Origin of the sequence: Pseudomonas sp. GW456-12-10-14-LB2 (assembly GCF_002884345.1) — a bacterium.
GTDB lineage: Bacteria > Pseudomonadota > Gammaproteobacteria > Pseudomonadales > Pseudomonadaceae > Aquipseudomonas > Aquipseudomonas paraglycinae.
In genome coordinates this window covers 111,090-130,813 of record NZ_POHV01000012.1, presented here as the reverse complement: position 1 = coordinate 130,813, position 19,724 = coordinate 111,090, and the positions used below count along the sequence as shown (strand labels likewise).

Below are 19,724 nucleotides of genomic sequence, written 5' to 3'. Positions count from 1 at the left end.
CCATCCATGGCGGAAAAGACTCAGAAGCCGTAGGTGGCGGTGGCGTAGTAATAAGCGCCGTTGGTGCCGATCGGCGACAGCACGTCGTACGGCAGGTTGCCGCCGTAGTTGATGGCCGAGCCGGAGCGTTCCGGGTAGTTGTCGGTCAGGTTGTTGCCACCCAGGGCGATGCTGAATTTCGGGGTGAATTTGTAGGTCACCTCGGCGTCCAGTTGCCACACCGCGCCGTAGGTTTGCTCAGGCTGCGAGTCGCCGAAATCGAACACGCGGGTGGTCTCGCCCTGACGGGTCAGACGCCCGAGCAGGCCCCAGTGTTCGCTGGTCCAGTTGGCGGAAAACACGAAACGATCCTTGGGCGCGGCGTCGGTCAGGGTGTTGCGTTCCTCGACGCCGACCAGCGCGTCATTGCCTATCCCTAAGGCGGTCAGCTGCGACGGCGTGCCCTTGGTGCTGGTGACCTTGGTGTGGTTGTAGGTGTACGCGGTGGTCAGCCCCAGTTGCCCGTCGTAGAACGGCTGATGGTAGTTGAGCACCAGTTCGGCGCCGTCGGTGCTGGTGTCGGCGGCGTTGGTGAAGAAGTTGACATCGTGCACGTCCGCCACGCCGAAGTTGTCGTTGATGTAGCTTTCCAGCGCGTCGCTGCCGATTCGCTGCGACAGGGTGATGCGGTCTTTGACGTCGATGCGGAACACGTCGAGCGACGCATCGAAGCGTTCGTTCAACTGGAACGTCAGGCCGAGGCTGAAGTTCTTCGAGGTTTCCGGATCGAGTTTTTCTGCGCCCAGGGCACGGGCAATCGGATCGTTGACCGACAGCACGCGGATATCGGTGAGCGTGCCGCCGTCGCCGAAGTTGCTGGTGGTGTTCTGGAAACCGCTCTGGGCCAGCGACGGCGCGCGGAAGTTGTTCGACACCGCACCGCGCAACGCCCATTGATCGGTCAGCTTGTAGCGACCGCTGAGCTTGCCGGTGAGTTTGCTGCCGGCGTCGTCGTAATGTTCCCAGCGCGTGGCGGCATCGACTAAGAAACGGTCGGTGAGATCACCGGACAATTCGGCGTAGGTGCCGAACACGTTGCGATCCAGGTCCGACTCTTCACTCGGGCGCAGACCGTTGGCGCCATCGGCCCCGGAACCGATGTAAGAGGCTTCGTCTCCGGCAAACGTCAGGTAGTTTTCGTAGCGATATTCACCGCCCACCGCCAGCACGAACGAGCGCCCACCGAGGCGCAATTCGCGGCTGAAATCCAGGTTGGTGGTGGTCTGGCGCAACTCATAGTCGCCAGTGTCGAAGCGGGTCGGCGAGTCCGCGCCGAGGCTGACGTTGAGGGTGCGACGGGTCGCCGATTCGAAGCGGTTGCGACCGTGGGTGACGCTGCTGTCGAAATCCCAGTCGTCGCCGATCAGGCCTTTGTAACCGGCGGTGGCGGAGATGTCGGTGTTGTCGCCCAGCGATTGCGGCAAGTAGCCGTTAGGGTAGAACTGCGGCTGCTCGGACGGGTAGCGATAGAACTCGGCGCCCGTGGTGTGGCGTTCGTTGTAGGTGCCGAAGCTGTAGGCCTTGCCGCCGGCCAGCGGCAATTCGCCGTTGAACCAGGCGTTGACGTCCCGCGCCACACCGTCGCCCATCACATAGTTGCGCTGGCCCGGGGTGTCGGCGAAACCGTCGTAGCCGGCGCGGTTGGTCGGGTTGCGATCCTTGTACTCGGTGCCGCCGCGAATGAACCCGCCCTCCTCGCCCAGCCGCGTACCGATCTTGGCGGTGGTCACGCTGTTCTGGCCGTCGGTGGTGGTTTTGCCGATGGCGTCCTGGTGGGTGTGGTAGGCGCCGTAGCTGGTGGACACTTCGCCGCCTTCAGGGGCGTCGTCGAGGATGATGTTGATCACCCCGGCAATCGCGTCCGAGCCGTACTGCGCGCCCGCGCCGTCACGCAGCACTTCGATGCGTTTGATCGCGCTGATCGGGATCGAGTTGAAGTCCACCGGCGCCGTGCCGCGACCGATTTTCGACGAGTCGTTGACCACCGCCGAGGTGTGCCGGCGCTTGCCGTTGACCAGCACCAGCACCTGATCCGGGCTCATGCCGCGAAGCTGCGCGGCGCGCACGTGGTCGGCGCCACCGGAGTTGGACTGGCGCGGAAAACTGAACGACGGCAACAGCGTCTGCAACGCCTGGCCCAGCTCGCCGCCACTGGCGCCGGCGGTCTTCAGGTCCTCGGCGGTCAGCACATCCACCGGCACCGGCGAATCCAGCACCGTGCGAGCGGTGCCGCGAGTGCCGGTGACCAGCACGGTACCCAGCCGTGTGTCATCGTCGACGCGCGCGGAAGTCTCTTCGGCTTGCGCAGGAAGTTGCCAGATTGCACTGACAACAGCGATGGCGAGTAATGAACGCGAACGGTAAATCATGCGACAGCTCCTTGAATCGCAGTTAATAACCGGCCGCTGCCGAATCATGAAGTGTCGGCAATCAGTGCACGGCAATTTCTGCTGTAGTTTTGATATTCAGAAAGGCAGCCAAGTGTGCTGAGCAACTATCGGCTGTTAGAGCGCAAGAACCCCAAAGTTAGTAGAACCCCCTGTTTACCGATCCTAGACGAGCGGTCGCACGCCGCAAAAGAACCAATAACGCTTAGGTTATGCCCGACGAACGGAGTGTTGCCTGAGCAACACTTGTGTTTGCGAAACAACATGAACACCCAACTAACCAACAACTAATCACGCACAAAAACGCAATCCACGTTGTTGTAGAGAGCGTTATTAATCAGTGTTTTTTCGGTGCGAAGTTAGATGCCGTCAGTCGAAGTCCTTTTCCCGCCAGGCATCTTCGGCAATGTCCAGCGCATCGCCGCTGAAGCGCTGCTCAATGAACGGATCGGCGTGCAAATGAAAGCCGTTGCGCTCCCAGAAGCCCGGTTGTTCCTGATCGGTGAATTCGAGCCCGCGCAGCCATTTCGCGCTCTTCCAGAAGTACCGCCCCGCCACCACCAGCCGCAGCGGCCAGCCATGCTGCGCGGTCAGCGGCTGACCGTCGTAATGGGTGGCCAGCAGGCTGTCCGGGTGCAGCAAGTCATCGAGATGCAGGTTGGTCTGGTAATCGTGATCGGCGTGGGCCATGACGAAGGACGACGTCGGCCGGATGTCCAGGGCCTGCAACAGATCTTGCAGGTGCACGCCGCTCCAGCGGGTGTCGAATTTCGACCAGCGTGTCACGCAATGAATGTCGCATTGCAACGAGCGTTGCGGCAGCGCTTGCAGATCGGCGTAGGTCAGCTCGACCGGCTTGGCCAAGGTGCCGAACAGGCGCAGCGACCACGTCGCCAGGTCATACGCCGGCACCTCGCCCTCGTGCAGGATCGGGAAGCGCTCCGTCAGCACCTGCCCCGGTGGCAGCCGTTCGCCCAGCGCCACATCGGCTTTCGGCGAACGGCTCTTGCGCAGGCGCGCAGCCTTGTCGTGCATGTCGGTTCCTCAGTTCGCCACGGGAATCCACGGTGCCCGCGCGACATTGGCGGTGTCACCGAAGGCCGGCAGTTTCTGCCCCAGATCCCGTACGTTTTTCACGTCCAGATCCAGCAGTTGCTGACGGGTAATGAGAGTCGGCGGCACCAGCACCTTGTGCCCCGGATTTTCCCCGGCAATCAGCATCGCCAGACTGCGCACGCTGATCGCCCCGGCCACTTGCGGATTGACCGCAGCGGTGGCGGCCCAGGCGCTGTCCGGTTCTTTCATGATCTGGATGTCGGCAGTGGAAATGTCGGCGCTGTAGATCTTCACCTTGCGGCTCAGACCGGCCTCGTCCACCGCGATCTTCGCGCCTTTTGCGAACTCGTCGAACGGCGCAAAAATCACGCTGATCCCCGGATTGGCCCGCAACACGGCGCTGGCCTGATCCGCCACCGAGTTGGCAATCGGCGGATTGAGCGTGCCGAAGCGCGCCTTCTCGACGATCCCCGGATTGCTCGCCTTGACCTGGCTCCAGATCTCGTCGCGGCGCTCCATCGGCGTGAAGCCGCTGATGTAGACATACCCGGCGTCGAAGCGGGTGCCGTTGTCCTTGACCGCTTGATCGAGTGCCAGACGCGCCAGTGCGTGGTGATCCTGCTCGACCTGGGTTACTTGCGGCGTGTTCAGATCGACGTCGAACGCGACGACCTTGATGCCTTTGGCGAGCGCCCGGTCAATCGGGCCTTTGAGGGTTTCCGCGAGCCCCAGTTGCACGATGATGCCGTCGACGCCGAGGTCGGCGGCCTGATCGATCATCTCGCCCTGGCTCGCCGCCTGTTGCCGCGCGTCGAACACCCGCAGGTTGGCGCCCAGCGCTTCGGTCTGTTTCTCCACGCCGCGCAGATAGGCTTCAGGGAAATCCCCGGAAAACAGATAGCCGACCAGCGCAATCTGTACCTGACCTTTATCGAACGGCGCCGGTGCGCCGGGCAGGGCCTTGGCCTGCGCATTGAGGGCCAGCGCCGAGAGCAGCGCCCCGGCGAGGCAATGACGTGCGAACTGCTTGATTGAACCGTGCATGGATCTTTCCTTGAAGCATCAATGAAACGGCTCAGCGCGCCCGATGCGCGAGGCCGAAGGTGAACATCAGGGCCAGCACCAGCACCAGTCCCTTGACGAAATCCTGCGCGTAATACGGCGCGTTGAGCATGGTCAGGCCATTGAGCAACGAAGCCACCAGCAATGCGCCGACCAGCGTGCCGAACGCGTTGGGCTTCTTCGCCCCGAGCACGGCAAAACCGATCAGCGCAGCGCCCAGTGCATCCAGCACCAGGCCATTGCCGGAGCTGACATCACCGCGCCCCAATCGCGCCGCCAGTAACAAACCGCCGAGCGAGGCCAGCAGCGCCGAGAGCACGTAAGCCAGCAACTTGAAGCGCTGTACCGGCGCACCGGCCAGACGCGCCGCCTGCTCGTTGCCGCCAATCGCATAGAACAACCGGCCGATGCGCGTGCGTTCGAGAAACAGCCACACCGCCACCGCGACCACCGCCGTGATCAACACCGGAACCGGCACGATGTCCCACAGTCGTACTCGACCCAATGCCAGAAACACTGCGCTGAACGAACCCTCGGCTTCATCGCCGTTGGGTAAAGTCATGCCCACCGCAATCGAGCGTCCGCCCGTGGGAATCAGTTGCACGCCGATCACCAGGAACATGCTGCCGAGCGTCGCGAGAATGTCCGGCACACGCATCTTCACGATCAGCCAGCCGTTGAGCAGCCCGACCAGCGCGCCACCGGCCAGGCTGATCAGCACTGCCGGCACCGCGCCCCAGCCGAGCACCACCATCACGTAACTGGCGATCATCAGGCTCATGGCGGCCACCGCGCCGATCGACAGATCCAGCCCGCCCACGGCCATGGTCAGCGTCACGCCCAAAGCCAGCAGCGCGACAATCGACACCGATTGCAGAATGCTGAACAGGTTGCCAACGCGCAGGAACGCCGGTTCCGCCACACTGAAAAACACCACGATCAACGCCAGCACCCACAGCAGGCCATATCGGATCAGCGCTTGCACGAAGCGCTCGGTCGGCGCCGGGGCGGATGACAACAGGGAACTCGAATCAGGCACTCGCTCTACTCCTTGGCGCGGCGTGAACAATAGAATTTTGCGGATCGCTGCCGGCCAGCGCGGCGACCAGGGTGGCGCGATCCAGCCCGGCACGCGGGTACTCGGCCACCACCGCGTGATCGCGCACCAGAAGGATCCGGTCGGCGATCTCCAGCGCTTCATCGACGTCCGAGCAGATCACCAGCGTGGCGCGGCCAGCGGCGCTGTCGCGCAACAACTGGCCGATCTCGCGCCGGGCACGCACATCAACGCCCTGAAATGGCTCGTCGAGGATCAGCACCCGGCCCTCGCCAAGCAGCCAGCGACCGAGCACGACTTTCTGCTGATTGCCGCCGGACAACGCACTCATCGGCACATCGATGCCGGTGGTCTTGATTCCCAGCGCGGCGACTTGCGCCTCCACCGCTGCTGCTTCGGCACGGTTGCGGATGAAACCGCCACGGGTAAAGCGTTCGAGGAAGGGTAAGGTCAGGGTTCGGCGCAAAGAAAAATCCGGCACCAGTGATTGGCTCGCGCGATCTTCGGCGGCGAAGAACACGCCGCTCTGGATCGCCTGGCGGGGCGAGCCCGGTTGCCACTCGATGCCGTCCAGTTGCAGAGAGCCGGACACCGGTTTGCGCAGCCCGAACAGCACTTCGGCGATCTCGCTTTTGCCGGCGCCAAGCAATCCGGTCAGCACCACCACTTCGTTTTCGTGCAAGGACAAATCAAAGGCGCGGGTGCGCGGCAGGACTTTTATGTCGCGCAGTTTCAGCACTTCACGCCCCGCCGCTCGCGGTGTGTAGACGTGAGCTTCCAGCGCCTGACCAAGCATCGCTTCCAGTGCCTCGGGCAATTGCCGGGCACTGAACTCACCCGCCAGTTGCCCGTCACGCAACACCACGGCGCGGTCGGCCACCCGTTGCAGATCGGACAAACGATGAGAGATGTACAGAATCGCCACACCACGACTGCGCAAGGTGTCGATCAGCCCGAACAGGCGCTGCGCCTCGGCATCCGACAGGGCCGCTGTCGGCTCGTCGAGAATCAGCAGTCGCGGTTGCAGGGCGAAGGCACGGGCCAGCACCACCAGTTGCCGTTCGGCTTGGCCCAAATGCTCGATCGGTTGCTCCAGCGGCAGCACCAGACCGAGGCCGGCGGCGATGCTCGCGGCGCGTTCCAGCAGGCGTTTGCGATTGAGCCAGAAGTCGGCGTCGGGGCGGCACAGTTCATCGAGCAGCAGGTTTTCCGCCACGCTCAATCCGGGCGCGATGCCTTCATTGATCTGTTGATGAACCGCGACGATGCCGAAGCGGCGCGCCGACAGCGGCGAACTGAAATGCCGGGGCTGGCCATCAATCCGGATCTCGCCGCCGTCGTGGGTCTGGCTGCCGGCGAGGATCTTCACCAGCGTCGATTTGCCCGCACCGTTGGCGCCGAGCAGTGCCACCACTTCAGCGGGAAAAATATCCAGGCTGACCCGGTCCAGCGCCCGGTTCGAGCCAAAGGTCTTGCTCAGTTCACGTACACGAATCAGTGGTTCGGAGACCACGGCGACAGGCGCACCCATAAAATTCCTTAACGTCGATGAGCCAGCGAACGCACCAGTCGATCGCCCAGGCTTTGCACGCCCTGAACGAGGATGACCAACACCACGACGGTGGCGACCATCACTTCATTGTTGAACCGTTGATAGCCGTAGCGGATCGCCAGATCGCCCAATCCGCCGCCACCGATGACCCCGGCCATGGAAGAAAAGCCGATCAGCATCACCAGCGTCAGGGTGATGCCCGCCAGCAAGGCCGGCAGCGCTTCGGGCAACAACACTTTGAAAATCACATGGCGGATGTCACCGCCCATGGCGAGGATCGCTTCGATCCGGCCCTTTTCGACTTCGTCCAAAGCGTTCTCGACGATCCGCGCAAAAAACGGGAAGGCGCCGATGGTGATCGGCACCACGGCGGCGGTGCTGCCCAGCGTGGTGCCGACCACCAGCCGGGTCAGCGGGATCAGGGCAATCAGCATCACCACGAACGGCAGCGAACGGCCGAGGTTGATCACCGCGCCCAAGGCCTGATTGAGCCTCGGCAACGGGTACAGACCCTGACGGCGGCTGATGAACAGCAACACCCCCAGCGGCAAACCGATCAGTAACGTGAACAGCCCGGCGAGCAGCACCATGTACAGGGTTTCGCCAGTGGCGTTGAGCACCAGTTGCAGGATTTCATTCCAGTCGATCACGCGGTTCATGAGTGGGCCGCCCGTACGCCGTATTGCCGCAGAAAACTCAAACCGGGCGCGTCATGCCCCAGCGGCAAGCCGCAACTGGGGCGCAGTGAAGCACCGAGGGCGGACTGCGGATCGGCGAGCAATCGGGCCACCGGCCCCGCCTCCACCAGTTTTCCATTGGCCATGGACGCGGCGTGATCGCAGATCGACTTGACCACGTCCAGCTCGTGGGTGATCAGCACGATGGTCAAACCGAGCTGGCGGTTGATGTCGCGCAACAGCTCCAGAATCGACGCGGTGGTTTCCGGGTCGAGGGCGCTGGTGGCTTCGTCCGAAAGCAGATACGCCGGGCGCGCCGCCAGGGCCCGAGCGATGCCCACCCGCTGCTTTTGCCCACCGGACAGTTGCGAAGGAAAGGCTTCGGCCTTGTCGCCCAGGCCCACCAGATCCAGCAGCTCGCGAACCCGTTCATGACGCTGTGGCTTGGTAACCTTGGCGATTTCCAGCGGCACCGCGACGTTGTCGAACACGTTGCGCGAATGCAGCAGGTTGAAGCCCTGAAAGATCATGCCGATGCGCTGACGCTGGCGGCGCAACTCACGGTCGGACAGCGCCGTGAGGTCTTCGCCGTCCAGCAGAATTCGTCCGGCATCCGGGCGTTCGAGCAGATTGAGGCAACGCAGCAACGTTGATTTACCCGCGCCGCTGCGCCCGAGAATCCCGTAGATCGCGCCATCGGGAATGCTCAGCGACACCTGATCCAGCGCCGGGGTCGACGCTGACGGATAGGTCTTGCTCAACTGCTCGACGACGATCATGGCTTGGCATCCGCCACCGGGATCACCGAGCCCTTGAAGTTCTCGGCGATATATTTGGCGACTTGCGGCGAGGTCAGGTCCTTAGCCAATTGCTGGATGCGCGGATCGTTTTCCAGTTTCGGCGTGGTCACCAGAATGTTGGCGTAGGGGTTGTGCTCGGCCTTCTCCAGCCCCAGCGCATCCTTGGCCGGCACCAGCCCGGCTTCCAGCGCGTAGTTGCCGTTGATTACCGCCAGGTCCACGTCATCCAGCGCACGGGGCAGTTGCGGCGATTCGATTTCGAGGATCTTCAGGTGTTTAGGGTTTTCGGCGATGTCCTTGGGCGTCGCCTGATCGGCCGCCGGGTCATTGAAGCCGGCTTTGAGCTTGATCAGGCCGTTGTCCTGCAACAGGTACAGCGCACGGCTCAGGTTGGTGACGTTGTTCGGCACGGCGACCGTGCCTTTGTCCGGCACCTGGGCGAAGGTTTTGTGGCGATGGGAATAAATCCCCAGCGGTTCGATGTGCACCGTGGCCGCCACTGCGAGTTTTTCGCCGAGGGCTTTTTCCTGGGATTGCAGGTACGGCAGATGCTGAAAGTAGTTGGCGTCCACATCGCCGTGCACCAGCAGCTCGTTGGAGTTCACGCCCTGCGGGATTTCGATCACCTTGAGGTTGAGCTGCGGATCGAGCTTCTGGATGTACGCCAGAATCTGCGCATGGGGCACCGGGTCGGCGGCAACGCGCAATGGTTCCAGCGCTCGAGCACTGAACGAAGTCACCAGCGCGCCGAGGACGGCCAGGGTCAAACCTGCTTTTTTCAACATGAGAAGAGTCCTTAAGCGAGTGATGGATCAGGCGTTGGCGGTCCTGCGAAGCGGTGTCTGGGTATTCGACGCATCGGCGTAAAAGCGCTGCGCGACATCGGGATGGGAGCGCAGTCGGCCCTTCAGGTAATTCCAGCCGACATCACGAAACAGCGGGTTGAGCGGATCACTCGCCGGGCCACGCGCCTCACGCAGCAACGCCGTCGGCAAGGGATAAAGCGGCACCACTGCATCCAGTTGCGCGCCGAGGAAAAACGCGATGGACAAGCGCTCGCTGCCCACCGGTGGCGACACCACCCGATGCACCGTGGCACGCAGATAACCGTTGGTGGCCAGCTCCAGCAACTCGCCGATGTTTACCACCAAGGTATTGTCCCGAGGCAGCGCATCGATCCAGCGCCCCTCTTCGATCTCCACTTGCAGACCGGCCTGCCGGTCTTGCAGCAGGAAGCTGAGAAAACCCGAATCCTTGTGCGCGCCGACGCCCTGATTGCTCGCCGTCGAGGCTTGCCCCGGATAGCGCATCAGCTTGATGTGTTCGTTGGGTTTGTCGCCGTACAACCGGTCAAAAGCGTCTTCCGGCAACGACAATGCCTGGGCGAATGCGCGCAGCAGGCGCAGCGACATTTGGGTCATCGCCTGTTGCCAGTCGAGCAGCAGCGGCTTGAGTTGCGGCAACGCTTCGGGCCATTGATTCGGCCCTTGCAGCCGCGCCCACAACGGACTGTCGGCGTTCAACGGCAAGACGTCGCGCTCGGCGCCCAGATCGAACTGTTCTCGTTGATCGGGCTGGCCTCGAGTGATCTCGGACGCGGCGCGGTTATAACCGCGAAAGTGCGGCGAATTGATCATGCCGACGGCGGTTTTCTCGCTGTCGGGCAAGGCGAAGAACTGGCGGGCGTGGTCCTGCACTTGTTCGAGCAGGTTGGCGTCGATGCCATGGCCGGTCAGGTAGAAAAAACCCACATCGCGGGCGGCATGGCGCAAGTCATCGAGAAAGGCCTGGCGTTGCGACGGCGTACCGTCGAGCAGGGACAGGTCAAGGATGGGTAATGCGGTGATGTCTGAGGTGTGCGGCATGATTCACTCCCGTGTGAATCAAACCTGAAGAGTCCGTGATCGATTCAGCGTGTGCCGTCATGGCAATCGGGAGGTCTATCGGTTTGATGCTTTTGATTCGTCTATGAAACAAAACTAAACGATATTAAAAACACCGAACAAATATCTTTTTTGCATTAGCTTAGGTCTGTATTACTACAGGACTCAGCTGACCACCGCGCCCTTCGGGCCGCTGGCAATAAGCGCCGCCCCACACGCAGTTTTCATGCCGTCGAGCGCGATGGGTACCCCATCGACGGTGTAGGTGCTGCTGCCCTCGGCAATCGGGAAAATCCCCTTGCACAATGGGCAACTGACCTTGTGACCGAGCCCGGCAATCGGCTTGCCGTTAAGGTCAGTCCGGGAGAAGGCTTCGAGGACCTTGCCACCGTGGGTGGTGGAGTCGCCGAGGCGGATTGCGTCTTTCATGTTGTCACTCCTTTGACCTGACTTCTGGCATGCCAAATGGGGCCGTGGAACCCATCAAACGTGAAAACGGCGGGCCTTGAGTCGTATCAGGGGAAGTAGCTTTCGATCTCCGGATACTCATCCAGGAACTCATCACTTCGAATAAAGGCGTCAAGATCCGGGGACTTCTTCGCAGCCGCGACAATCGCCTTGATCTTCTCTGCGTTGTCCGAGTTCACGACACGACCGATCAGAACAAGAGGCCATTCCTTGCCACTTGCCTGTCTTTGCAACGTTGAGAAGTTCACCGCAAGCCTTTCAGCAAAAACGCCCGCTTCAGCATGATCAAGAACACCCACCACGCGCTCTTGCACACCGTAGTCGTCTTCATCGCAAAAGGTCGACAGTAGTACATCAATGGTTTTTGCATCGAGTTCGTCGCGGACACTGCTCACGAGCGCCGAGAACTCACGAGCATCTTCCTGGTTCTCGTAGCGATCCAATGAAACCAGTTTATCTCGCCACACTTTGAACGCTTGATCATTCATGGTTTCTCTCACTTATCCAGAAATTTACGGCACTTGGCATACGCCAGCATTTCTTGCATTGCTTCATTGTACTTTCTGGGTTGTCCGACCTGAGTGGCTACACGGCGCACATCTCTGATCTCCATCGCCATTGCACCTCTCATGTCTCCCACTTCGATTTTTGACTGAACCTGAGCTCGATAGGCTTTTCCGGGATTACCCTGGTGGCCGTGACTCATTGTTTGGCTATGGTCATAGGGCTCCATTTCCTTTGAAAAATCTGCAGCCCAATCTTCACGATCCCAGTGATCGAATTCGACCTTTGACTCCTTCACCGATTTGATCCGCGCCAAACCCACGTCTATCCACTTCAGCGAATGTATGAGCTGGCAGCCGCCATCATCGGTCAGGATGCAGGACAAAAGGCTCGTGCCATCCTCGTTCACGACGTCTGAACTACAGTGCGGAAACAAGTCGCCGAACGCTTCTTCCCAGGAGAATCGCAATTTCATTTATTGGTTCCATGCACCAGAGGAAACTGATCCATAGGGTTCGACACTCACACACCAGCGTCAGAGCAAACTCCACGACACCCCGACATACATCGCCATGCCCTCACCCGGTGTGGAGCGTGCCGCGTCCAGGCCTTTATCGTCATAGCCCGGCGTAACGGTAGCGGCGTAGTGTTTGTCGGTCAGGTTGCGCATGTCCAGCCAGGTCTGCCAGTCGCCTTTCGGTGCGTTGTAGCCCAACGTGGCGCCGAAGGTGGCGTAAGGATCGGCGTAATAGCTGTTGGCGTAATCCACTGCGGTTTTCGAGACCAGTTGCGTGTTGACTGCCGCGAAGAAACCTTGTGGAAAGTCGTAGCGCAGCTCGCCCTGGTAGTAATGCATCGGCAGGCCCGGCAGGCGGTTGTCGCCGAAGCGGTCGTCGTCGCGATAGTGGAAATCGCTGAAGGTGTAGGCCTGACGCAGGCTCAACTTGCCGCCATCGTTTGCTGACCACAGGTTGCTGTTCAGGCTGGCTTCGACACCTTGGTGCACGGTCGGGCTGGCGTTGAGTTCGTAAGGCGTGGTCGCGTTGGCGTCCGGCAATACCGAGAGCAATTCGTGGCGCACCTGAGCGTAGTACCAGGCCAGGCTCCATTCACCGAGCGCACTGTCGCCGCGGCCGCCGAGTTCCAGGGTGGTCGCGGTCTGGTTTTGCAGCTTGACCGGATCGCGCTGGGTGCCGGTGGCGGCGCCGCTGCCGGCCGGGAAGCGTACGTTGGAGCTGTAGATCAGCGACCACGGATGCGGCGCTTCGACCGAACGGCTCAGGTTGCCGAACAGTTGCAGGTCCGGCGTCACCTGATAGCGCAGGCCCAGACGTGGCGCGTAATCCCAGTCGCCGAGGCTGGTCTTGCCGCCACCTTTCGGGTAGGTCACGGCGCTTTCGCGACGGGTGTAGATCGCGGCGAGGCCGGTGGTCAGCCACAGGTCATCGGCGATTTCCAGGTCGTTGCCCACGTGCAGGACAGAATCCGAACCCTGATAAGTGAAGTTGCGCATGTGAGTGCCCGGCGCATAACCGGCGGTATTGCCAGTGGGAATCCGTACCCGTTCGCTGGCACCGTCGTTGGGCAGGTGTTTGGTCACTCGCAGGCCCACGGTGCTGTTGCTCTCCATTCCCCAGAGCGTGTCGCGGCGCTTGTAGTCGAACGTGCCGCTGACATCGGTGTAGGCGACCTTCAGGCGATTGGGGCCTTCGCGCAGGTCCATCGGGTAATCGTGATAGACCAGACCGGTCTGGATGCTCGAATCGTCATCGATGTAGTACGTGGTCTTGTTGCCGATGAAGGTGCTGCCGGGCTGATCGCGGCTGTCGTTGCGCGTCACGTAGGCCGGGTTGGCCGCGCGCGGATCGTGCTCGATGGAATGTTTGGTCACCCGGCCGGCGAGGTCGTTGTCGGTCTCGCGGTGACGGATGTAGAAGCGGGTTTCCAGATTCGGATTGAAGCGATAACCGAAGTTGGCGATCACGCCCTGGCTCTTGCTGGCGGTGTGATCCTGATAACCGTCGGAATGCGCGTCGGTCATCGACAGGTAGTAATCGAAGTCGCCCAGCACCTGACCGGAGCTGACTTGCCGCTGGGCATAACCGTGGCTGCCCATGACATAGCGCACATTCAGCAGTGGCTCGTTATAGCCGGTGTGGCTGACGTAATCGACGGCGCCGCCGAGGGCCAGCGCACCGCGATCAAAACCGTTGGCACCGCGCAGCACCTCCACATGGTCGAGCCACAGCGGCTCCAGCAATTCGTAAGGCGTGCCGCCGGGGCCGGTCAGCGGCAGGCCGTCGAGCATCGTGTACAGCCCTGATGCGTGGGCGCCGGGAGCGCGGTTGATGCCCGAGCCACGGATCGAGATTTTCGTCCCTTCGTTACCCGCCGACTGGGCATAGACACCGGGCTGATACGCCAGCACGTCCTGATTGCTGGCGACCCTGCCCTGCAAAGGCTGGCGCATATCCACCACGTTGCTGCCACCCGGCACCTCGGCCAGACGAGCCTTCGCCTCTTCCACCGACGCATCTTCACCGCTCTGATCCTCGGCCCCGATCAGCACTTGCCCCAGTTCCAGCCCCTGGGATTGCGCCTTGAGCGGACAGACAAGGGCCAGTCCCAGCAAGGCAGCGGGCAGGGTTTTGAGCGAAGGCATCGGGTGAACTCCAGACAGGCGGGAACGGACAGTGACAACTGCGACGTATGAAAGAACGAAGGAAACACATGGCGATTTTGTTTTTTGTCAGGTAAACAGGCGGCTGAAATTCGGGACATTGATTTGAACAAGGGAGATGCAGGGATGGCCGAAAAGGTTCTGAAGTCAAAGATGGTCAACTTTCTGGTGACCGATGCTGAACTGAACTACGAAGATGTAGGCGAGTTCTACGAGGTCGTGGGAAGCGGCAATGTCGGCGTACTGGCCGGGGTGCTCGAGGGATTCAGAAATCACTATGGCGGATTGTGGGTGGGCGGCAGAGTCACCGTCACCGAAAACGCCGTTTTCTTGAATGCCAATGCCATGAACCGCATGGTTCAGGACGGGACACTGGATGTCGAGATACCAATGCCGGCGATCCGCAAGGTCACCGTCGAAGGCGGTTTCGTGACGAAGATCGTCCGGCTCGATACCGATGCGTACAGTGTCAAATTCCGTTGCTATGGTGCCAAGGACATTGCCTCACTGATAGCCAAACAGGCCCTTTCGCAATCATTGAGACGTTCGCGGTAGTTTTGTCGCAAGACAACAGCGCCACCGGTCGTTGGGGTGGCGCCTGGATCACCCCGTCAATTCTTGCACTTGGCCAGCACCACCTGGCAGGTGTCCGGCGTTCCTCCGGAGCGCCCGGCGTAACGCATGCAGTTGGCCATGGATTTTTGCCGGGCCATGTTCAGGCTGGAACCCCAGGCCAGACCGCCCTCCCCAACCGTCGGCAAGGCCTTGGCGTAACAGCTGTCGCCAACGCCTGATGGCGGGTAATGCGTTCTGTTTGAGCATCCCGAAGCCAGCATCACGCTGAAGGCGATCAAGAGCCACGACGAGCAGTGAAGCGCGACTGGTCTGCTCATCCCGTTTCACCCCTCGAAAGACAACCGTGATCCATGGAGTCTAGTCGCTACCGCCGGACATTCACTGGGTGGTCGCCTGCCGGTACTGACGCGGGGTGAACCCGGTCGACGCCTTGAACTGGCGAGTGAAAGCGCTGTGATCGGTGTAGCCGCATTGCAGCGCCACCTCGGTGATCGGCAGCTCGGTGTGAAGCAAGCGATGGGCATGTTCCAGCCGCACTTTCTGGATCATCTGCCTCGGCGTCAGGTGGAAGACCCGTTTGCAGTAGCGCTCCAGTTGCGCCACCGAGATACCGGCGATCCGGGTCAATTCGCCCAAGGTGACACGCCGATTGAAATGCGCGCGGATGTGTTCGTCGACCGCCGCCAGGCGCTGGAACGCTGGATGTTTTTCGCTGGCCGATTGCAGGTCCACCGAAATCCCCGCGAGGCCGATGATCTCGCCGTCACGGTTGTACAGCGGACGCTTGTGCGTCAGGCACCAGCCCGGTTCACGACTGCCGTACAGGTGCAGTTCCAGCTGATCCTCCAGCACGAAACCCTCTTCCAGCACCCGCCGATCCTGCTCGGTATAACCGGGCCCGAGTTGCGCCGGAAACACCTGCGCACTGGTTTTCCCAAGCAATGGTTTCAGGTCTTTCAGCCCACAGCGCTGCACCAGCGTGCGGTTGGCCAGGACGTACCGCGCCTGCACGTCCTTGATGAAGATCGCCGCGTTCGGAATAGCGTCCAGCATCGGCAACAACGGTGCCACGCCGCCCAGCAGTGCGTCGAGAGTATGCGGCCGATGGCGCTCATCGCCCTGACAGAGGATCGCAAACGCGTTCTGCATGTGAAGGTCTTCCCCGGTGAGTGGATCGGCCTGAAAACGTGCCCGCCCTGAGGCGTTCGCGTGCAGATTGCAGCAACGTTTGCGGCGTGTCGAGCGCCGCTGTCTTTCTTCGCAACTGTGCCGATTTCGTCATCCGCAGCTGCGCAAAACATCAATCGCCCGACGCCCGATGAGTTCACTGTTTAGCCGTTCCAGTGACTCACACCTGCCTATCCAATAACTCACAAGAAGGCGATGCCATGTCAGGCCAAGGCAAGTTCAAAAAACAACTTTCATTGATCGACCTCACCTTTATCGGGCTGGGCGCGATCTTCGGTTCCGGCTGGTTGTTCGCGGCTAGTCACGTGTCGGCGATTGCCGGGCCGGCGGGGATTTTTTCCTGGTTGCTGGGCGGGTTCGCGGTGTTGCTGCTGGGCATCGTCTACTGCGAACTGGGCGCGGCATTGCCCCGCGCTGGCGGTGTGGTGCGTTACCCGGTTTACAGCCACGGGCCGCTGCTCGGTTACCTGATGGGTTTTATTACGCTGATCGCGTTTTCCAGTCTGGTGGCGATCGAGGTAGTTGCCTCCCGCCAATACGCGGCGGCCTGGTTTCCGAGCCTGACCAAGGCTGGCAGCGGTGATCCGACCCTGCTCGGCTGGCTGGTGCAGTTCGGCCTGCTGTGCGTGTTCTTCCTGCTCAACTACCGCAGCGTGAAGACCTTCGCCAAGGCCAACAATCTGGTCAGCGTGTTCAAGTTCATCGTGCCGCTGCTGGTGATCGGCGTGCTGTTCACCTTCTTCAAACCAGAAAACTTTCAAGTTCAGGGCTTCGCGCCTTTCGGGCTTTCGGGCATCGAGATGGCCGTCTCCGCCGGCGGCGTGATCTTCGCCTACCTCGGCCTGACCCCGATCATCTCGGTGGCCAGCGAAGTGAAAAATCCCCAGCGCACGATTCCGATTGCGCTAATCCTGTCGGTGCTGCTCTCCACCGCGATTTACGTGTTGCTGCAAACCGCCTTCCTCGGCGGCATCCCGACCGAATTGCTCGCCAATGGCTGGGCCGGGGTTTCCAAGGAATTCGCCCTGCCGTACCGCGACATCGCCCTGGCACTGGGCGTGGGCTGGCTGGCGTATCTGGTGGTCGCGGACGCGGTGATCTCGCCCAGTGGCTGCGGCAACATCTACATGAACGCCACACCTCGGGTGATTTACGGTTGGGCACAGACCGGCACGTTCTTCAAGGTCTTCACCCACATCGACGCGAAGTCCGGCATCCCGCGTCCGGCGTTGTGGCTGACCTTCGCCCTGTCGGTGTTCTGGACCCTGCCGTTCCCATCGTGGGAAGCACTGATCAACGTGGTGTCCGCCGCACTGGTGCTGAGCTATGCCGTCGCCCCGGTGACCGTCGCCGCGCTGCGTCGCAATGCACCCGACATGCCGCGCCCGTTCCGGGTCAAGTGCATGGGCGTGCTGGGGCCGGTGTCGTTCATCATCGCTGCGCTGATCGTTTACTGGTCGGGCTGGAACACCGTGTCCTGGCTGCTGGGCCTGCAAATCCTGATGTTCGTCGTCTACCTGCTCTGCGGCCGCTTCGTGCCGACCGCCCACCTCAGCCTGTCCCGGCAGGTGCGCTCGTCCGCGTGGCTGATCGCCTTCTACGCGGTGACCATCGTCCTGTCGAAACTCGGCACTTTCGGCGGTCTGGGCATCCTCACCCATCCGTTCGACACCCTGGTCGTCGCCGCCTGTGCGATGGGAATTTATTACTGGGGCGCGGCCACCGGCGTACCGGCACACCTGCTGCGCCTGGAATCGGAAGAGGATGAAAGCGAGGTCGCTTCGCCGTCCCTTGCCTCCGCCGCCAACCCGCGCGCTGCCGGCGCTTACTGAAATCACTCAACGGGACCTGTCCATGAAACGAGTACACGTCATTGATTCTCACACCGGCGGCGAACCCACGCGTCTGGTGATGAAGGGTTTTCCTGATCTGCCCGGCCGCACCATGGCCGAGAAGCGCGACGCCCTGCGCAACCAGCATGACCAATGGCGCCGCGCCTGCCTGCTGGAACCGCGTGGCAACGATGTGCTGGTGGGCGCGCTGTATTGCGAGCCGGTGTCGCCGGACGCCACCTGCGGGGTGATCTTCTTCAACAACGCCGGTTACCTCGGCATGTGCGGCCACGGCACCATCGGTCTGGTCGCATCGCTGCAGCACCTGGGGCTGATCGCGCCGGGGGTGCACAAGATCGACACCCCGGTCGGCCCGGTCAGTGCAACGCTGCATGAAGACGGCGCCGTGACTCTGGGCAACGTGCCGGCTTATCGATTTCGTAAGCAGGTGGCGGTGGAAGTGCCGGGATACGGTCGTTTCCTCGGCGACGTGGCCTACGGCGGCAACTGGTTTTTCCTGGTCTCCGAACACGGCCAGACCCTGACGATGGACAACGTCGACACCCTGACTGACCTCACCTGGAAAATGCTCAAGGCCCTCGAAGAGCAAGGCATCCATGGCGAGGACGGCGCGCTCATCGACCACATCGAACTGTTCGCCGATGACGCCGAGGCCGACAGCCGCAACTTCGTGATGTGCCCCGGCAAAGCCTACGACCGCTCCCCTTGCGGCACCGGCACCAGCGCCAAACTGGCTTGCCTGGCCGCCGACGAAAAACTCGCGCCGGGCGAGCGCTGGGTGCAGGCGAGCATCACTGGCAGCCAGTTCGAAGGCCGCTTCGAATGGGAAGGCGAACGCGTGCGCCCTTTCATCACCGGCCGCGCCTACATGACCGCCGACAGCACGTTGCTGATCGACGAAACCGATCCGTTCGCGTGGGGCATCTGAGCCGCTGCGCTGCATTTTCAACCCCCTCTGAATGACCGTTCCAAGGAGAACAATAATGAGCGACAACATCTTCACCGGCTGCATGCCCGCCCTGATGACCCCGTGCACCGCCGCGCGCAAACCGGACTTCGACGCCTTGGTGTCCAAGGGTCGCGAGCTGATCGACATCGGCATGAGCGCGGTCGTGTATTGCGGCTCCATGGGTGACTGGCCGCTGCTCACCGAAGCCGAGCGTCAGGAAGGCGTGGCGCGGCTGGTGGCCGCCGGGATTCCGACCATCGTCGGCACCGGCGCGGTCAACACCCGTGAAGCGGTGTCCCACGCTGCCCACGCGGCGAAAGTCGGCGCACAAGGTTTGATGGTAATTCCTCGAGTGTTGTCCCGTGGCGCTTCGGCGGCGGCGCAAAAAGCCCACTTCGCGGCGATTCTGCAAGCCGCGCCAAACCTGCCGGCGGTGATCTACAACAGTCCTTACTACGGCTTCGCCACCCGCGCCGACCTGTTCTTCGAACTGCGCCGTGAATACCCGAACCTGATCGGCTTCAAGGAATTCGGCGGTGGCGCCGATCTGCGCTACGCCGCGGAAAACATCACCTCCAAGGACGATGCCGTGACCCTGATGGTGGGTGTCGACACCCAGGTCGTGCACGGCTTCGTCAACTGCAACGCCACCGGCGCCATCACCGGCATCGGCAACGCCCTGCCCCGCGAAGTGCTGCAACTGGTGGCCCTGAGCAAGCAGGCGGCCAAGGGTGACGCCAAGGCCCGACGTCAGGCCCGTGAGCTGGAATCGGCGCTGGCAGTGCTGTCGTCCTTCGACGAAGGCACGGATCTGGTGCTGTATTACAAACACCTGATGGTGCTCAACGGCGACAAGGAATACACCCTGCATTTCAACGAAACCGATGCGCTCAGCGACTCGCAACGCCGTTACGCAGAAGCCCAGTACACGCTGTTCCGTCACTGGTACGAAAACTGGTCGGCGGAACAGAACTTCGCCTGACCTGCCGCTGC

The 19,724-nt window shown here is 61.7% G+C and carries 19 protein-coding genes; 4 read left to right on the top strand and 15 right to left on the bottom strand.

The features are described 5' to 3' along the window. Positions 1–20 precede the first annotated feature (20 nt). The 13 genes from C1X29_RS10730 to C1X29_RS10670 form a co-directional block, all read right to left on the bottom strand. Positions 21–2,408 (bottom strand): TonB-dependent siderophore receptor, encoded by a 2,388-nt coding sequence (locus C1X29_RS10730; protein WP_102717415.1) that lies wholly within the window; start codon positions 2,406–2,408, stop codon positions 21–23. A 387-nt stretch (positions 2,409–2,795) separates the two neighbouring features. Next, entirely contained in the window at positions 2,796–3,461 is a 666-nt protein-coding gene (locus tag C1X29_RS10725; protein ID WP_102686712.1) for a sulfite oxidase-like oxidoreductase, read from the bottom strand. A 9-nt stretch (positions 3,462–3,470) separates the two neighbouring features. Beyond that, the gene (locus tag C1X29_RS10720; RefSeq protein ID WP_102686711.1) at positions 3,471–4,526 is read right to left on the bottom strand and encodes a substrate-binding domain-containing protein; all 1,056 of its coding nucleotides are present in this window, start codon (positions 4,524–4,526) and stop codon (positions 3,471–3,473) included. 31 nt (positions 4,527–4,557) lie between these two features. Further along, positions 4,558–5,583, bottom strand: coding sequence for an ABC transporter permease (locus C1X29_RS10715; protein WP_102717414.1), 1,026 nt, complete (start codon positions 5,581–5,583; stop codon positions 4,558–4,560). Then, complete coding sequence (locus tag C1X29_RS10710; protein ID WP_102717413.1) at positions 5,576–7,132, bottom strand: sugar ABC transporter ATP-binding protein; 1,557 nt, start codon at positions 7,130–7,132, stop codon at positions 5,576–5,578. The genes C1X29_RS10715 and C1X29_RS10710 overlap by 8 nt, the downstream gene beginning before the upstream one ends. 8 nt (positions 7,133–7,140) lie before the next feature. Further along, positions 7,141–7,812 carry a methionine ABC transporter permease gene (locus tag C1X29_RS10705; protein WP_074690781.1) on the bottom strand — a complete coding sequence of 224 codons (672 nt, stop codon included), beginning with the start codon at positions 7,810–7,812 and terminating at the stop codon, positions 7,141–7,143. Further along, complete coding sequence (locus C1X29_RS10700) at positions 7,809–8,609, bottom strand: methionine ABC transporter ATP-binding protein (protein ID WP_102717412.1); 801 nt, start codon at positions 8,607–8,609, stop codon at positions 7,809–7,811. The genes C1X29_RS10705 and C1X29_RS10700 overlap by 4 nt, the downstream gene beginning before the upstream one ends. Beyond that, positions 8,606–9,415: a MetQ/NlpA family ABC transporter substrate-binding protein gene (locus C1X29_RS10695; RefSeq protein ID WP_102717411.1), complete on the bottom strand. Its 810-nt coding sequence runs from the start codon at positions 9,413–9,415 to the stop codon at positions 8,606–8,608. The genes C1X29_RS10700 and C1X29_RS10695 overlap by 4 nt, the downstream gene beginning before the upstream one ends. A 27-nt stretch (positions 9,416–9,442) precedes the next feature. Next, a complete protein-coding gene (locus C1X29_RS10690; protein WP_102717410.1) occupies positions 9,443–10,495 on the bottom strand; it encodes an isopenicillin N synthase family oxygenase in 1,053 nt (350 codons plus the stop codon). A 183-nt stretch (positions 10,496–10,678) separates the two neighbouring features. Beyond that, a complete protein-coding gene (locus tag C1X29_RS10685; protein ID WP_039771176.1) occupies positions 10,679–10,942 on the bottom strand; it encodes a PAAR domain-containing protein in 264 nt (87 codons plus the stop codon). An 86-nt stretch (positions 10,943–11,028) separates the two neighbouring features. Further along, on the bottom strand, positions 11,029–11,469 hold the full coding sequence (locus tag C1X29_RS10680) for a hypothetical protein (RefSeq protein ID WP_102686706.1): 441 nt from the start codon (positions 11,467–11,469) through the stop codon (positions 11,029–11,031). A gap of 8 nt (positions 11,470–11,477) precedes the next feature. Next, positions 11,478–11,960, bottom strand: coding sequence for a hypothetical protein (locus tag C1X29_RS29510; protein ID WP_178084654.1), 483 nt, complete (start codon positions 11,958–11,960; stop codon positions 11,478–11,480). Positions 11,961–12,020: 60 nt separating this feature from the next. Continuing rightward, positions 12,021–14,147 carry a TonB-dependent receptor gene (locus C1X29_RS10670; RefSeq protein WP_102717409.1) on the bottom strand — a complete coding sequence of 709 codons (2,127 nt, stop codon included), beginning with the start codon at positions 14,145–14,147 and terminating at the stop codon, positions 12,021–12,023. Positions 14,148–14,291: 144 nt separating this feature from the next. Here C1X29_RS10670 and C1X29_RS10665 point away from each other — a divergent pair, with 144 nt between their 5' ends. Further along, on the top strand, positions 14,292–14,720 hold the full coding sequence (locus C1X29_RS10665) for a hypothetical protein (RefSeq protein WP_102717408.1): 429 nt from the start codon (positions 14,292–14,294) through the stop codon (positions 14,718–14,720). Positions 14,721–14,776: 56 nt separating this feature from the next. Here the strand turns inward: C1X29_RS10665 and C1X29_RS10660 are convergent, their stop codons facing one another. Further along, the gene (locus C1X29_RS10660; RefSeq protein ID WP_085747503.1) at positions 14,777–15,058 is read right to left on the bottom strand and encodes a hypothetical protein; all 282 of its coding nucleotides are present in this window, start codon (positions 15,056–15,058) and stop codon (positions 14,777–14,779) included. Positions 15,059–15,119: 61 nt separating this feature from the next. Beyond that, complete coding sequence (locus tag C1X29_RS10655; protein WP_085747504.1) at positions 15,120–15,890, bottom strand: AraC family transcriptional regulator; 771 nt, start codon at positions 15,888–15,890, stop codon at positions 15,120–15,122. 239 nt (positions 15,891–16,129) lie between these two features. Between C1X29_RS10655 and C1X29_RS10650 the strand changes: the two genes are divergently transcribed. Genes C1X29_RS10650 through C1X29_RS10640 form a run of 3 tightly spaced genes read left to right on the top strand, consistent with a single transcriptional unit; the run spans position 16,130 to position 19,713 of the window. After that, on the top strand, positions 16,130–17,761 hold the full coding sequence (locus C1X29_RS10650) for an APC family permease (protein ID WP_102717407.1): 1,632 nt from the start codon (positions 16,130–16,132) through the stop codon (positions 17,759–17,761). A 22-nt stretch (positions 17,762–17,783) separates the two neighbouring features. Next, complete coding sequence (locus C1X29_RS10645) at positions 17,784–18,710, top strand: 4-hydroxyproline epimerase (protein WP_102717406.1); 927 nt, start codon at positions 17,784–17,786, stop codon at positions 18,708–18,710. 55 nt (positions 18,711–18,765) lie between these two features. Continuing rightward, positions 18,766–19,713 (top strand): dihydrodipicolinate synthase family protein, encoded by a 948-nt coding sequence (locus C1X29_RS10640; protein WP_102717405.1) that lies wholly within the window; start codon positions 18,766–18,768, stop codon positions 19,711–19,713. Positions 19,714–19,724 lie beyond the last annotated feature (11 nt).

Coding starts and splice junctions, on each gene's coding strand:
- C1X29_RS10680 (WP_102686706.1), bottom strand. CDS start 11,469: ATGAATGATCAAGCGTTCAAAGTGTGGCGAGATAAACTGGTTTCATTG.
- C1X29_RS10655 (WP_085747504.1), bottom strand. CDS start 15,890: ATGCAGAACGCGTTTGCGATCCTCTGTCAGGGCGATGAGCGCCATCGG.
- C1X29_RS10665 (WP_102717408.1), top strand. CDS start 14,292: ATGGCCGAAAAGGTTCTGAAGTCAAAGATGGTCAACTTTCTGGTGACC.
- C1X29_RS10645 (WP_102717406.1), top strand. CDS start 17,784: ATGAAACGAGTACACGTCATTGATTCTCACACCGGCGGCGAACCCACG.
- C1X29_RS10705 (WP_074690781.1), bottom strand. CDS start 7,812: ATGAACCGCGTGATCGACTGGAATGAAATCCTGCAACTGGTGCTCAAC.
- C1X29_RS10725 (WP_102686712.1), bottom strand. CDS start 3,461: ATGCACGACAAGGCTGCGCGCCTGCGCAAGAGCCGTTCGCCGAAAGCC.
- C1X29_RS10685 (WP_039771176.1), bottom strand. CDS start 10,942: ATGAAAGACGCAATCCGCCTCGGCGACTCCACCACCCACGGTGGCAAG.
- C1X29_RS10730 (WP_102717415.1), bottom strand. CDS start 2,408: ATGATTTACCGTTCGCGTTCATTACTCGCCATCGCTGTTGTCAGTGCA.
- C1X29_RS29510 (WP_178084654.1), bottom strand. CDS start 11,960: ATGAAATTGCGATTCTCCTGGGAAGAAGCGTTCGGCGACTTGTTTCCG.
- C1X29_RS10640 (WP_102717405.1), top strand. CDS start 18,766: ATGAGCGACAACATCTTCACCGGCTGCATGCCCGCCCTGATGACCCCG.
- C1X29_RS10650 (WP_102717407.1), top strand. CDS start 16,130: ATGTCAGGCCAAGGCAAGTTCAAAAAACAACTTTCATTGATCGACCTC.
- C1X29_RS10720 (WP_102686711.1), bottom strand. CDS start 4,526: ATGCACGGTTCAATCAAGCAGTTCGCACGTCATTGCCTCGCCGGGGCG.
- C1X29_RS10700 (WP_102717412.1), bottom strand. CDS start 8,609: ATGATCGTCGTCGAGCAGTTGAGCAAGACCTATCCGTCAGCGTCGACC.
- C1X29_RS10695 (WP_102717411.1), bottom strand. CDS start 9,415: ATGTTGAAAAAAGCAGGTTTGACCCTGGCCGTCCTCGGCGCGCTGGTG.
- C1X29_RS10690 (WP_102717410.1), bottom strand. CDS start 10,495: ATGCCGCACACCTCAGACATCACCGCATTACCCATCCTTGACCTGTCC.
- C1X29_RS10710 (WP_102717413.1), bottom strand. CDS start 7,132: ATGGGTGCGCCTGTCGCCGTGGTCTCCGAACCACTGATTCGTGTACGT.
- C1X29_RS10670 (WP_102717409.1), bottom strand. CDS start 14,147: ATGCCTTCGCTCAAAACCCTGCCCGCTGCCTTGCTGGGACTGGCCCTT.
- C1X29_RS10660 (WP_085747503.1), bottom strand. CDS start 15,058: ATGAGCAGACCAGTCGCGCTTCACTGCTCGTCGTGGCTCTTGATCGCC.